The sequence below is a fragment of the Sporofaciens sp. St.21A7 genome (assembly GCF_059728535.1).
This window is the reverse complement of record NZ_BAAGFN010000001.1, coordinates 1,663,280-1,677,528: the sequence shown is the minus strand read 5'-3', so window position 1 is coordinate 1,677,528 and position 14,249 is coordinate 1,663,280. Positions and strand designations below refer to the sequence as shown.

The following is a 14,249-nucleotide window of genomic DNA, read 5'->3' as shown; positions in this document are numbered from 1 at the left end:
ATTATTATTTTTATTTTTCATATTCATATTGACGAAATCAATCTTGCATGATATACTCCCTTTAACAACATTAATTCTGACGGACAGAGTCAGACAATCAAAAGGAGGTTTTTTAGTTATGAAAAAGTTAGCAGCATTATCCCTGATCCTTTCCATGATGTGTGGATTGGTCGCATGCAGCAACAGCAACAGTGGATCATCCGATGGGGGAACGGAATCCAAAGATGAAGGTAAATCCGATGGGAAAGTTTCCATTAACGTCATTGCCGCACAGTATGGTCAGAACACGAAGACATGGTGGGAAGATTTCGTTAAGGATTTCACGGCAGAGCATTCTGATATTGACCTTACGGTAGAAGTTGAGTCATGGAATGATATCTATACGGTAGTGAACACCAGAATTTCCAACAACGATGCTCCTGATATCCTGAATATCGATGTTTTCGCCAATTATCAGGCAGATGATCTTCTGCTTCCTGCAGAGGATTTCGTATCTAAGGAGACTTACGATAAGATGTATCCGGCTTTCTTAGAGCAGTCCAATATAGACGGTACGATTTGGGCGATTCCGGATTTGGCTTCCGCCCGTGCGTTGTATTATAACGCTGATATCTTAGAGGCGGCCGGTGCGAAAGTTCCTACCACATGGGATGAACTGACAGAAGCATGTAAAGCAATCAAAGCCCATGATTCCAACATCTATCCATGGGGTATTGATATGACGACAGATGAAGGACAGGCGGCTTTTGCTTACTACACATGGAACAACGGCGGCGGTTTTGTAGACGATGACGATAACTGGGCATTGAACAGCGAGAAGAATGTGGAAGCAATCGAATATGCAGTGAAGATGGTAAAAGACGGCTATACGAACAGCGATCCTGCTAATGATACCCGTTATGACCTTCAGGATATGTTCGGTGCAGGACAGGTTGCCATGATGATTGGTCCTAACAGTATTCCTACATACATTGCTGACGGCGGTTACTCTATCAATTACGCTGTTGCTCCTATTCCGACAAATGGCGGCGTTGATTCTGTTTCCGCAGGTGTTATGGATCGTTTCATGTGCTTCGACAATGAGTATTCTGATGAAGAGCTGGAAGCAATTAAGACTTTCTTCGATTTCTTCTATGAGGATGAGCGTTACTCCGAGTGGGTTCTGATGGAAGGTTTCCTGCCAGCGACTACTACCGGCGGAGAGATTCTTGCAAAGCAGGACGAGAGCATGGCAAGCTGGGTTGATATCGTAGGAAGCTGTAAATTCTACCCAACTGCGAAGACCGAATGGGATGATGTAAAACAGGGCGTTATCAATGTTGAGCAGCAGGCATTACTTGGGGGCAATGTCAAGGAGCTGTTAGACGAACTTCAAAGTGAAATTGCAGAATAAGATTTCATAATTACCCCGCAGCTTACTGCGGGGTTTTCATTTTAAAAATTTTACAGAAATTATAAGGGAGGTGTCCCCGTGAAAAACAAAGGATTCCGCAAGGTAGAGCCGTATATCTGGATTCTGCCTAGTATTATCCTGATGGCGGTCTTTATCTTAATTCCAATTATATTCGTCTTCAGGATGTCATTAAGCGAAGTCAGCAAAGCTGGTATTATCCGCGGATTTTCCGGTTTTGCCAACTTTACAAAAGTAATGAACAGTTCCGCTTTCAAGCTGGTTCTGCGCAACACGATTGTCTGGACCGTTGCCGTTGTGGTTCTGTCTACGGTACTGGGCTTCATACTTGCCCTGCTATTGAACAATGAATTCCGCGGGCGGAAGATTGCCAGGGCTATCATGGTTTTCCCTTGGGCAACAACGCTGGTTATACAGGCGAGCGCATGGAAATTCATCATTGACACGGACTATGGTACATTGAACACTTTGCTGCTTAGGCTTGGGCTTATAGACCATTCCATCAACTGGACGCCTACGGCAGAAGCATATTTTATGTGGGAGATTGCCTGTGGTATCTTTGTTACCATTCCGTTTGTCACCTTCTGCGTCCTCTCAGGTCTACAGAGCATTGATACCACTTATTATGAGGCGGCGACGGTAGACGGGGCAAATTACTGGCAGCAGCTGTTCCAGATTACGATGCCTTTGGTGCGCTCTTCCTTGACGGTCAGTACGGTGTTGAACATCATCTATGTATTCAACTCCTTCCCGATTATCTGGACGATTACCAAAGGCGACCCCGCCAACCATACGGACACATTGGTTACATACCTATATAAATTGGCATTCTACAATGGCAAACAAGGGCAGGCTGCCGCAGTTTCCGTGATCGGTTTCACGATTCTGTTGATCTGCGCAAGCGTGTACATGGTCTACACCCTGCGGAAAGGAGATGAATAATTATGGCAAAGAAATCTAGTTCTCCGAAAAAGATAATCCTGCGTGTCCTGCTGTACATTGTAGTAATCGTAGTCTGCATCGTTACGCTGTATCCTTATTTTGCCATGTTCTGTACTGCTTTAAAGAACAGGGCGGAGATTTTCTCCATGAACGGCACGGTACTTCCGATTACGTCGGTCTGGTCCAACTTTATTGACGTGTGGCATCGGGCACCTATGGCGAATTATATGCTGAACTCGCTCATGATTGCCGGCGGCTCAACGATTATTGCCATGCTCTGTGGTATTCCTGCAGCTTATGCGCTGGCACGTATGAAGTTCAAAGGACAGACCATCTTTCTGGGATTTGTTATTGTTTCCCAGATGTTCGCTCCTGTCGTATTATTGATTGGTATCTATAAGGTTATGTCAATCCTGAGTTTGACAGACAGCATCATTGGACTGATTTTTATCAACGCGGCATTTAACCAGGCGTTTACCATATGGCTGCTGCGCGGTACTTTCATAGGCATTTCCGTAGAGATGGAACAGGCTGCAACCATCGACGGCTGCAACCGGCTTCAGGGCATGACGAAGGTTCTGCTCCCGGTAGCGGCTCCCGGTATTGTGACGACTCTGATCTTTATCTTCATTAATGCATGGAATGAGTACACGGTTGCACTGTGTCTGATTTCAACCAGTGAGCGCGAGCCTTTGACGGTAGGAATTAATGTATTCAACGGATACAATATGATTGAGTGGCAGTATTTATTTGCTGCATCGCTCTTTGCGATTATCCCTGTTGTTATCCTGTTTATGGGCATTGAAAAGAATCTGGTCAGCGGCCTTGCCTCTGGCGGCGTAAAGGGTTAGTTAGCTTATATGGAATAAGAACGAGGCTGAAAGTACTATTTCAGCCTCGTTTTTATTCCACTGATAAAAATCACTGCGCCAAGTCCAAACTCTTGATAAACGGCAAATTCATCATACTGCGACACCCAGTCCCTGCACCACTCTGTTTCCTTACACCGCCAGAATAACTCTTCATCCATCATCCTTAACCCAAACCCTTCCGGCAGTCCCTCAGCCATCTTTTCAAGCCTTTTCCTGTCAAACACATCCGGTTCCTTTTTGAGCGCATACCTGATAACCTCTTTGGAACACCCTCCGTTCCATTCCCTGAGGAGCCCCTCACACTCCCTATTCTGCGGAACCAGAATCACATGCGCCTGTCCCAATATTTCCTTAATCAGCATAAGAACCAATACCTTTCAATCGAAAAAAGTCAAATCTTTAACAAAACAGTAAAAGTTATTGTTTCTAGGAATCCCTACTTGAACTATCAGTCAGATTTTGATATAATAAATGAAAATTTATAATAGAATATCAATACAACTGCTAAAAGAGGAAGAATGAGATGAAGAAAAAAAAGATTAATTCAATCCGAAAACAAATCTTATCAGGATACCGGCATGTAATCCTGGTAATGTGCCTGTTGGTTGCTGTTTCCCTGATCTCACTCATACAGATCAGCAGGAATTACCGCGTCGTATCCAATAACCGGGATAATCAGGCTGCTACCCAGTCCGCATTGGCGAAACACTATGAATGGCTGGAGATGTACAACGAAAGCATTGTGAACGGAACAGAATTTAAGGGAAGCTTGGATTATAACACCTGTCTTCTGGGGCAATGGTTGTCAGGGGTGAGCGACTCAGACCTTTCTGACACCGTAATCCGCACTGCTTTGGATGAAACTCAGGAACCCCATCAGAAGATGCACACGCTGGCGTCCGAGATCCTGGAACTCGCAGCGAACGACCAGACAGCCGCATACAAAAGATTTAATGAAGAGCTCAAACCTTTGACGGAAAAGGTAATCCAGGGGTTAGACAAGATTTCGACACAGTATAAGGAGATTGCCAATCAGGCGTCCGAAAAGATGGATAGACTGATTTTTATCATGATTGTCTTAAATATTGTGTGCGCTCTAGTTGGATTCATCGTTGCCATATTCTATGGAACCCGCTCGGCAAGACAGATTAGCCGGCCGATTACAGCCGTAGCCGAATGGTCAGAGAAGCTTTCCGTGGGCGCAGACGAGATTGATTTCGACCAGCAGGTATTGAAAGGCAACGAAGACAATGAGATTGGCTCCATGATTCATTCATTCCAGCGGATGGTAGACAGCATCCATGAGAACGTAGAAGTGGTAAAACGCCTTGCTCAGGGGGATATGACCGTATTCGTCAACATCCGTTCTCAGGAAGACTCTCTTGGACGGAACTTATACCATCTTGTACAGTCTAACGACTTTATGTTTGCCCGGATTATAGAGATAGCCATGTCTGTTGCAACTGCATCACAGAACATTGCCAATGCAAGCCAGACGCTTGCCGACACAGCGTCAAAACAGGTTGTTGCCATTAATGAGTTAAACAGTTCCACAGACGAAACCAGAGAACTGGTAAGACAGAACGGAGTTGAGGTTCAGCATGCCACCGACCTGTCCCACTCCATCCTGCAGGATATGCAGGACAGTAATGCCAAGATGGGGCTGTTAGTTGAGTCTGTAGACGAGATTAACAAGTCCTCACAGAAGATTGCCAACGTCATCAAACTGATTGACGATATCGCATTCCAGACGAATATTCTTGCCTTGAACGCCGCAGTCGAAGCCGCCCGCGCCGGGGAAGCCGGAAAGGGATTCGCTGTCGTTGCAGATGAAGTACGTGTACTGGCTCTCAAGAGCGCAGATGCGGCAAACGAAAGCAAGCAGTTGATTGAAGCCACCATGCGCGCAACAAAAGACGGAAGCCAGACCAGTTCAGAAGCATTTGAGACCTTCCAGCACGTTGTGGATGATCTGGACAGTATTATTGAGACAGTGAACCGTATCTCTGACTCCTCACAGAAACAAGAAGACGCTATTTCACGTATCCATGAGCAGGTTGAATTTATCAACGAGTCCATCACTTCTAACCTGTCCGTGAACGAAGAAGCTGCTGCTGCAAGCGCTGAGATGAGGGAAGACGCAAGGCTGCTTGAGGATGAGATGAACCAGTTCAATCTCCGCCAGAGAAAGATGGGCCACGCATACATCCCGCCAGAGAAACGGGGCGACGAGGAATTCATCCGTCAGGCCAACGAGAATTACCAGAAAGCCCTCAAGACAGGTAAGTTTGAGTTTTCAGACGAATTTGCTCCTGAGAAATAGAGCAAGAATAGTTTCTGTTACATAAGAGACGATACAACATTTCCGTATCGTCTCTTTTTCTCGCATCTCTTTCCAATTTTCGCTCACACGAACCGGCTGCTTACTCCATACTTTTTCTGATACGCAGGATATTCTGCCCGTCCTTGTACTCATAAGTGATTTCATCCATACTCTTCTTCACCATATAAATCCCAAGCCCGCCAATCTCCCGCTCCACCAGGGGAAGCCCCACATCCGGATCTTCCTTAGAAAGAGGGTCATAGGGAACCCCCTTGTCGATGAAAGACACCACCACCGAAAGAGGCGTATCCACAACTTCTACGCGGACGGTCGCCGCCCCTACGCCGGGATGATAGGCATAATGGGCAATATTTCCGAAAAGCTCGTCAATGGCAATGTCAATCTGCATCTGCGCCTTCACAGGGCATCCAAGAGCCTCAAGCTGCTCATCCACAAATGCCGTCACCTGCATAATATTCTCTACCGTTGCATCTATGGTTAGTTCCTTCATTCCTCCACCTTCATTCTTTCCTTATATTCCAGACAAAGCATGGTAATATCATCAAACTGAGGAGCATCCCCGACAAATGCGTCAATGTCCTCTTTCACAGAGCTAAGCAGCGTTTCCGGAGACGCCGCCCCATTCTTTGACAGAACCTCTCCTAACCGCTCCATTCCATATAGTTCCATCTCCCGGTTGGTCGCCTCCGTCACCCCGTCCGTATACTGGAAAATCTTATCCCCAGGCTCAAGCTGCATCGACCCGCACCGGTAACGAATCCCCTCCATACCGGCAAGCACAAAGCCCGCGCGGATTTTGTAAGTCTCAAAACCATTTCCCTTACAGATAAAGGGAATCTCATGTCCTGCATTGACAAACATAAGCTCACCCGTCACCAGATCCAGTACGCCCTCAAACGCCGTGATGAACAGCCCTTCGCTGTTAGACTCGCACAACAGCTCGTTGACCTCCGTAAACACTTCTCCCAGATCCCGCTCTGGTTTCGTATGGTCCTTAATCAACGTCTTGCCAATCACCATGAACAGCGCCGCCGGGACTCCTTTCCCCGACACATCCGCCACCACAATAGCAAGATGACGCTCATCCACCATAAAGAAATCGTAGAAATCACCGCCAACCTCCTTTGCCGGATTCATCGTCGCATAGATGTCAAACTCCGTCCGCTCCGGAAACGCAGGGAAAATACAGGGCAGCATAGACGCCTGAATATTCCTTGCAATATCCAGCTCCGTCCCAATCCGTTCCTTCTCCGCCGTAATCCGCGACAGATTCTCAATGTAATCCTTCAGGCTGTCGGTCATATGGTTAAACGCCTCCGAAAGAAGCGCAGTCTCATCGTCCGACTCCACTGTAATCCGGTAATCCAGATTGCCGCCGCTGATCTGCCCGGCTCCTTCGGTCAGCGTATAGATTGGCCGGGTCAGCCGTCTGGCAAACTTATTGGACAGGAAAATGATAACGGCCGTAATCAATAACGCAATCACCACGAACATTCCAGCCATCAGCCTAATCTTTGCATTGATATTCTCCGTGGTCTGAATGGTAATGCTGCTGATATTCTCCTGCAAGTCGTTGATATGGGTCACAATCGACGCATCATCCAGCCCAATCACCGTCACCATCACCCAGCTCGTCGTCGTCAGCGGCGAATATGCAAGATAGGACTCTTTCCCATCTAACTCCACCTGAGAGATACCGGAGCCTCCCTGCCGAATCCGTTCCATAACGACGGTCAGCTTTCCGTTTTCTGTCTCCATCAAATTATCCCGAAAACGGTTAATCTCGCTGTTCTCATCAGGATTGGCATTTGCAATCACATTCATACTACCGGTATTCAATAGGAACGCATAGCCGCTCTCCCCAATGCTGGTACTCTGCACCATTTCCTGAATATTCTCAATCAAGCCTCCACTTCCTGCCACGCCTACAAGCCTGCCGTCCACATAGACCGGCATAGAACAAATCAGCGCCACCCCGCGCCCGGAGCTGTCCTGAATCGGGTGGCTCCAATAGACCCCGCCTGCCTCAAGCTTCGCCGCTTCCTTATACCAGGAAGACTGTCTTGCATCATATTCTACCATAGAAGCCGTCAGCGTGTCAGCCAGCACATCAATTCCCGAAGATTCCAGACAGAAATAGGAGGCGCCGATTCCACTGTACGTACCGTCGCCGTTGTCAAAATTACGGATGCCCCCTAATGCATTTTCTAGATGACGTGCAAGATACAATTCCCGCCTCATAGAACCGGTCAGGCTTGCCTCGTCAAGCCTCGCCTTTACCACGGTTCCGTCCTTCTCCACAATAGAGTCCGGCGCCATCACAGACCGGGGCGCGCGCAGATGGAAAGAAAACGCCCCCAGCGTCTCCGGCGAATAATTGCAGGAAAAATCATAGGCATCTACCGGAAGCTCTCCGTCCGGCCGTCCCTGGGTATAAAACTCCTGGTTGGAATAGACCTCCTGTGCAGCCATCGCCACCAGCCTTGTCTGGTTCAGAATCAGGTTCAGGCTCATATCTGCAAGGCTGCTCTTATTCTCAGCCATTGCCTGAAGCTCCTCCTGCTTCTGCGTCTGCAAAGCATCCGTCGCGTCTGCCGCCGTCTGCTCGTTCAGGTCTTGCAGGCCATCCGTGGTATTCTGCCGTATCCGCCAGATTTCAAAACCCGAAGCCGCGCCCAGAAGCAGAATCGAGGCAAGGGAAATCGACAGTACCAGCCGTACCACCTTATTTTTAATTGTTTTCAATCCTTTCAATCCTCCTTCTGTAAAACTTGTTCAGTCGTTCTGATGCAGCCGAATATAGGAAAGCAGCCGTTCTCCATCCTCATGCAGGTGGATATCCTCATAGCGAATCACCTGCCCGCCCGTGTAAGCCAGCAGCATATACTCTTCCTTTATCTGCAAGGGTTTCAGCCCGGTAAAGAAAAATCCCTCTTTCCTAAGCATTTCATACCCGTAGACAGCCGATGAATCGCAAAGATTCAGATAGCAGAGTACCGTTGCATCCTCCCGCCGCCTAATCTGTCCCATCCGGTCAGACAGCCTGTCCGGGAAATCCGTCCCAATCTTCTGAACCGTCCAAATGTAGGAGTTATGTTCCTTCTCTTCCTTCCACCCCATCTGTGTCTTTTCACTTACAGGCAGCCTTAGGGTCTGATCCATCCGGCACTCCACCCCAAGCTCATGGTAAATCCGCTGCACCTCCCCTGTATGCTGCGAAGGGCAATACAGCGCTTTGTCAAATTCCCTGCACTCCCTCCTGCACATGACAGCCTGGCTCATTTTCCCTTCGGACGGCAGCATAAGACCCGGCACCATGACAGGATTCCGGTACAGCATCAGCCGAATCCCGCAGTACACGAACCCCCGCCTGGCAAGGCTTCCCTGGCTGATGCTGTTATGGGTCATCACATCCGCATATAGCGAGCAGATTCCCTCCTGCCCCTCGGCATAACGAAACAGGCGCTCCTCCTGCGCCTTTCCAATCCCCATTCCCCGGTAGGCTTTCTTCACTACCCGCAGCATCAGCAGCGCACTTCCGTCGAATTCCTCATCCTTACGGACAGCCGAAGTGCTGATAATTTCCCCCTCAGGAGTCACGCCGCACAGCACAGTCATCTCCCCGGCGGCACATTTCTCCAGAAGAAACTCCTCATCCAGATACTCCTTGTAAGGGTATCCCCCTCCATAGAAATCTTCAATACACCTGCAAAATTGCTCTCCGTCCCCTTGCCGGAACAGTCGGAGACAGACGTTCACAGAACGTCCCTTCTCCCGATTCTCAAATATCAAGCCAGAATCCATAACGCCATCCCCTCCCTAGAGCGTGTTTCAAAGTTCGATTGAAAATCAAAACAAAATCACTAAATGATTCATGCCGAATGTCTCCCGAAACTGAATATCCTTTGCCGTCCCTACAATCATCTTAATCCCAAGCACCTCGTCTTCCATCTCCTCATTCTCCCGGTTTTCCTCATAAAAACGTACAGGGTCAAAAATCTTCCCGGAATTCCGGATACAAAGCAGCACATCCTCCCCCGTTCTCATGATACGGATATCTATAAACTGCTCTGTCTGCCTCGAAGAGGCAGACATTTCGAGATGTTCTTTGGGTATACAGTAAGTCACGATCACCGTCAGCATTTCCTCAATCGCCAGACTGACCTGCATCGTCTTTTTTGCCGTAATACCGGAAGATTCACAAAATTCCGTAATCTTATTAGAGGCAAACATCACATCCTCCATTGTGTTGCGTACAGAGAACGAAATCTCTCCTTCTCCTTCCCGGGAGGTATCAAGCAGATACCTGTCAAGGCAGGGCGACCGCCGCCGGATCCCCTTCACCACCAGCAGGATTGTGCCAAGCGTAAGGATATCTGCCGCCGCAAGCGCCATCCAGATTCCCTCCACACCTGCAAAAGAACCCAACAATAGGACAGCCGGAGCCAGATAAAAAAACAGCCGCAAAGACAGAACCAAATTCGACAGCATGGACCTCTGTATCGTATTAAAATACCCGGACATCATCAGATTGGGAAACGCGAACAGGAAACTGACCGCCAGACAATCCACCGGACAGCAAAAATAGCAGTGAGGACGCCTGAGGCTTCCCTTCACTCTTCAGGAAATTCAAGGGAAGATAGATAAACAGAGTCCCGCTGCCGCCGATCACATACCAGAACAGATAATCCGCCGCATACTCCCGCACTAGTCCTTCGCCGCCCAGCAGAGAAAGCAGCGGCTCCATTGCCAAAAGCGCCAATGCCGTCGTCAGCACACAGACCGCCGTTGTCATCCAAAAGGACAGCGTAAACACCTGCCGATAGGAATCATAATCGTTTTTCCCGACATAGAGATTCGCCGCAATCGAGCCGCCCATGCCGATCACTGCGCCGATGGTATAATAAAACAAATAGACGGGGCCAACCAGCGACATGGCAGCCAGCCCCGTCTCCCCAAGGAAACGCCCTACAATCACCGTGTCAATCATCCCGCTCATGCTGGCAGCCAGCATGGAAAGGATAGACGCGGTAACATATTTTCCATAGACCGTTTTCAGAAAAAAGTTATTTCGCCTTAGTTCCCGATCCATATCTACATCCTGTCACAAAACCTGCCCGAAACTACTTCTCAATCGTCAGGATATCCGCAAACCCGGTCACATCGAAAATCTCCATGATAGTCTCATTTACATGGATCACCTTCATGCTGCCCTGCTTATTCATCGTCTTCTGCGCGCCCAAAAGCACTCTCAGGCCTGCCGATGACAGATAATCAAGGCTGCCCATGTCAATCGTCAGTTCCGTCACGCCGTCAAGGCTGCTCTTGATGACTTTCTCAAGTTCCGGAGCCGTAGTTGTGTCGAGCCTTCCCTCAAGGGACAGGCAAAGCTGATTACCATTCTGATTTTTTGTAATATTCATATTCCTACCTCATTTCTTTCTGAATTTCTTTCGCAGTTACCGCCGGGTAATCTCCCATCCTCAATTTCACGGCAGGTTTCCCCGGAAAACACTCCTCTCATGCCAACACATTCTTATGTATCAGATTCGCAAGGGGATAGTTCGTCGGATTCGTGTACTGCATAATCTTCTTTCTGACCTCGTCCTTCTTCTTCTGATCCTCGTCTTCCTTTTTCGAGAAATCATCGATCAAAAACTCAATATTCTTCTGCATCATCCGGACCGTATGAGCCATATTTCCCATGATGTCGATGACATTCCTCGGGTTGGCGGCAATGAATTCTTCCAGTGAATCATTGGTGACACGCATAACAAGCACTTCGTTATAGGCAACCACCGTGTAAATACACGGCAAGTCGGAAAATACGTTCAATTCCCCGAAACACCTGCCCTTGGAGTAGATCCCAATCAAATGCTCTTCCTTCTCCCCATAGCGGTTAAAGACTGCCACGGAACCGGATAAAATCTTAAACATGCTGTCGTTTACTTCTCCCTCTTTCAGAATCATTTCATCTGCGTGAAACGTCTGCATCCTGGGTTTCTTCTTTTTTTCGTCCATATCTGTCTGTCCCCTAATCTCCTATATCCGTATGCCCCTGCTCAAACTCCCACTGCAGGCCGTATTTATCAATGAAATAAAAATACTTGGTGTTGCCTAAGATATCCGCCGCCTTCTGCTTTCCCTCGGCGTCATTCTCTTTTGCCTCGTCGAAATAGTGGAAATCTGACGGCTCAGTTTTGCTGATTTGGTAGACTTTATAGTCTTCCGTAGTATTGATCAAGGTTATGTCAGGCTGTGCTTTGATATACTCAAAAGCTTCTTCGATATTAATAACCTTCAAGGCAACGTGCCTGGCGCCGCTGATATCGTTTGCATGGAAGCATATTGGCTCCTGACGTCCTTTCGGGTTGTGGTAGCACATTAATTCGATGGTAAATTTGGTTCCCGGAACATCCATGAAGCCGATGGATACTTCGGCTTCTTCGGCCTCCTTAATAAAGCCGCCTGCCTGAAAGAACCCTTTATTCTTCCAATGAGGGATATGCTGGTTCGGGACTGCCCCCAAGATCCTCTCGTAATACTTGAACGCCTCCGGTACGTCGTCTACGAAGATGCAGACATGTGAAAGACCTGTAAAAGTTGGTTTTTGCATAGATATATTTCCTTTCAATTCTCATTTGATAATGCCGCGGTCACGGCATAACGCTTCTATACTTCTGTCATAGGTAGCCTCGGCTTCTTTAGAAAAGAAGCAGCCCGGTACTCCCTCATTGTGGTCCCGGTGATGGGCCACACATTCACAACATTTTCCATGCCTTGGACAGTCATATGTACATGGACATGGACATGGTCTTTGGTTCTCGCAATGATTCATGTTATTATCCTCCTTACGCAATTATAACAATCTGTCTTCTTAAATTGTTGCAGTTGGGATAATATGTATCTATTTAGGGACAATATTCAGTTCAGCTACCGTATTATTCATATTCAGCACCCGCATATACTGGAAATCCGACATAATCTTTTTAAGCAAGGCGATTCCGCCTACGGTCACGTCCTCTTTTTGTCCCGCGTCGTCCGGGCTATACTCCAACGGATTGAAAGGAATGCCGTCGTCACGGATCCGCAGGATATACTTATCATCCTGTATGGTAAAGCTAATATCCATGTAATTCTTCCGGTCAGCCCGGTAGCCGTACTGCACAATATTCGCGGCAATCTCCTCCATGGCAAGGCCAAGGATCTTGGCATCCCGCTCCGTAATATGATTCTCCTCACAGAAGGAGAACAATTTCTCACGGAACGCAATGACCTCATCCAAGTCATTTCGGATGGAACAGTCTAGGTTCTTGACTTGCTCCACTTCCGGCAGCATATAGACTCCCCTCTCGAACCTGCCTTTTCTCTGTCCAAGCATCCGGTACAGGCAGCTCAGCAGAATCGTGGCAGCTTCACTTACGACTGCCGCCGCGCACACTCCAAAAAGCCCCCACAGGAAAATCCCGCCAAGGGTCAGGGGCACAATGACCAGAAATCCCTGAAGCGCCGTGATCACCGTAGACAGCCCGGGCTGTAAGATCGTCTGATAGTAGGACATCAAAAACTTATTGTACACATAGAACGGAAAACTCAGCGCAAAGATGCGAAGGGCCATATTGCACATGCCAAGCATCTCCCCCTGGGTAATCCCGAAAAGTCCCGCAATAAACTGAGGCGCCGCAAGGAATATCAGAAGCAGCGCGGCAATCGCAAGATAACTGTAGGTAAGCACCTTCCTGCAAAGCACACGGATCCCATAGTAATCCTTCTCCCCGTAGAGAATTCCCGCAATATTCTGCACCAGCCCGATAATACCGCCCACGCACAGCTCCGCAATCAGCACCGCATTGGCGCAGACCGAGTAGACTGCCATAGGGTCATTTCCCAAGATCCTGACAATGGCAGAATTGATGATCACAGACTTTAAAGCCGACATCAACGTAAACGCCGCACTGGGAATTCCCGCCTTTGCCGCAAGGCCGGCATAACGCAGCGTCTCCCCCGCGGGCTTTCGCAGATGCAGCATCCGGTGCTTTGAGCGGAAATAGAACACCACCGTCACCATCCCGGCAAAATAACCGATCACGGTGGCAAGCGCACTTCCCGCCATCCCGATTTTCAACCCTTTCAGGAAAACCAGATCCAACGCCAGATTGACCACATTGGCAATGATAAAAAGCATACTGCCAAGCTGGGGATGGTTATCCGCGTTCATAAAATAGCAGAAGATAATCGCCAGCGTCAGAATCGGTATCCCTCCAAAATTCACGGCAATATAGGGCTGCGCCAACGCCGCAAGGGTCTCATTGCCCGCAAGGACCGTTGCAAGAATGCCGGGAAGGGACGGGGTAAACACCGCAAAGAACAGCGACAGGACCAGCCCCGCCCCGACCGAAGCGCTGAACACACCGTCCGCCTCCCGGGTATTCCTTTTCCCCAACAGCACGGCGGCTTTTGCCGCCCCTCCCATTGCCAGCATCATAGCCGGCATCTGAAGGAGCAGCAGCACAGGCATGGAAATCTCGATTGCCGCCATAGCATCCGGGCCAAGAATATTCCCTACGATCATGCCGTCCACCACATTCCCAAGCTGCATCGCCACCGTCATCAGCACACCGGGCAAAATATACTGATGAATCTTCTTATTAATCAAAAATCCATTTCTCTCCATCATGCA

Annotated in this window: 15 protein-coding genes; 4 read left to right on the top strand and 11 right to left on the bottom strand. The window is 48.5% G+C overall.

The genetic code is table 11. The annotated features are described in order from the left end of the window. Positions 1-118: 118 nt before the first annotated feature. The 3 genes from AC6I3O_RS08330 to AC6I3O_RS08320 all read left to right on the top strand — a co-directional run bounded on the left by AC6I3O_RS08330 (position 119) and on the right by AC6I3O_RS08320 (position 3,204). Positions 119-1,393 carry an ABC transporter substrate-binding protein gene (locus tag AC6I3O_RS08330; protein WP_497850481.1) on the top strand — a complete coding sequence of 425 codons (1,275 nt, stop codon included), beginning with the start codon at positions 119-121 and terminating at the stop codon, positions 1,391-1,393. A gap of 78 nt (positions 1,394-1,471) precedes the next feature. Beyond that, positions 1,472-2,353, top strand: a complete 882-nt coding sequence (locus tag AC6I3O_RS08325; protein WP_497850480.1) for a carbohydrate ABC transporter permease — start codon at positions 1,472-1,474, stop codon at positions 2,351-2,353. A gap of 2 nt (positions 2,354-2,355) precedes the next feature. After that, complete coding sequence (locus tag AC6I3O_RS08320) at positions 2,356-3,204, top strand: carbohydrate ABC transporter permease (protein WP_497850479.1); 849 nt, start codon at positions 2,356-2,358, stop codon at positions 3,202-3,204. Between the two features lie 35 nt (positions 3,205-3,239). Here the strand turns inward: AC6I3O_RS08320 and AC6I3O_RS08315 are convergent, their stop codons facing one another. Further along, on the bottom strand, positions 3,240-3,587 hold the full coding sequence (locus AC6I3O_RS08315; protein ID WP_497850478.1) for a GNAT family N-acetyltransferase: 348 nt from the start codon (positions 3,585-3,587) through the stop codon (positions 3,240-3,242). Between the two features lie 161 nt (positions 3,588-3,748). Between AC6I3O_RS08315 and AC6I3O_RS08310 the strand changes: the two genes are divergently transcribed. Then, the gene (locus AC6I3O_RS08310; protein WP_497850477.1) at positions 3,749-5,548 is read left to right on the top strand and encodes a methyl-accepting chemotaxis protein; all 1,800 of its coding nucleotides are present in this window, start codon (positions 3,749-3,751) and stop codon (positions 5,546-5,548) included. A 100-nt stretch (positions 5,549-5,648) separates the two neighbouring features. Here the strand turns inward: AC6I3O_RS08310 and AC6I3O_RS08305 are convergent, their stop codons facing one another. The 10 genes from AC6I3O_RS08305 to AC6I3O_RS08260 form a co-directional block, all read right to left on the bottom strand. Continuing rightward, positions 5,649-6,059, bottom strand: a complete 411-nt coding sequence (locus tag AC6I3O_RS08305) for an ATP-binding protein (RefSeq protein WP_497850476.1) — start codon at positions 6,057-6,059, stop codon at positions 5,649-5,651. After that, a complete protein-coding gene (locus AC6I3O_RS08300; protein WP_497850475.1) occupies positions 6,056-8,314 on the bottom strand; it encodes a SpoIIE family protein phosphatase in 2,259 nt (752 codons plus the stop codon). Before AC6I3O_RS08300 ends, AC6I3O_RS08305 begins: the two co-directional genes overlap by 4 nt. 30 nt (positions 8,315-8,344) lie before the next feature. Further along, positions 8,345-9,373 carry a GNAT family N-acetyltransferase gene (locus tag AC6I3O_RS08295; RefSeq protein WP_497850474.1) on the bottom strand — a complete coding sequence of 343 codons (1,029 nt, stop codon included), beginning with the start codon at positions 9,371-9,373 and terminating at the stop codon, positions 8,345-8,347. Positions 9,374-9,418: 45 nt separating this feature from the next. Continuing rightward, entirely contained in the window at positions 9,419-10,060 is a 642-nt protein-coding gene (locus AC6I3O_RS08290; protein ID WP_497850473.1) for an ATP-binding protein, read from the bottom strand. 16 nt (positions 10,061-10,076) lie between these two features. After that, complete coding sequence (locus AC6I3O_RS08285) at positions 10,077-10,661, bottom strand: MATE family efflux transporter (RefSeq protein WP_497850472.1); 585 nt, start codon at positions 10,659-10,661, stop codon at positions 10,077-10,079. Between the two features lie 31 nt (positions 10,662-10,692). Further along, positions 10,693-10,992 (bottom strand): STAS domain-containing protein, encoded by a 300-nt coding sequence (locus AC6I3O_RS08280; RefSeq protein WP_497850471.1) that lies wholly within the window; start codon positions 10,990-10,992, stop codon positions 10,693-10,695. Between the two features lie 97 nt (positions 10,993-11,089). Beyond that, a complete protein-coding gene (locus AC6I3O_RS08275) occupies positions 11,090-11,590 on the bottom strand; it encodes a cyclic nucleotide-binding domain-containing protein (protein WP_497850470.1) in 501 nt (166 codons plus the stop codon). 13 nt (positions 11,591-11,603) lie between these two features. Then, on the bottom strand, positions 11,604-12,185 hold the full coding sequence (locus AC6I3O_RS08270) for a VOC family protein (protein ID WP_497850469.1): 582 nt from the start codon (positions 12,183-12,185) through the stop codon (positions 11,604-11,606). A gap of 21 nt (positions 12,186-12,206) precedes the next feature. Then, positions 12,207-12,407, bottom strand: a complete 201-nt coding sequence (locus tag AC6I3O_RS08265; protein WP_497850468.1) for a hypothetical protein — start codon at positions 12,405-12,407, stop codon at positions 12,207-12,209. Between the two features lie 69 nt (positions 12,408-12,476). Then, positions 12,477-14,246 (bottom strand): MATE family efflux transporter, encoded by a 1,770-nt coding sequence (locus AC6I3O_RS08260; protein ID WP_497850467.1) that lies wholly within the window; start codon positions 14,244-14,246, stop codon positions 12,477-12,479. Between the last annotated feature and the right edge of the window lie 3 nt (positions 14,247-14,249).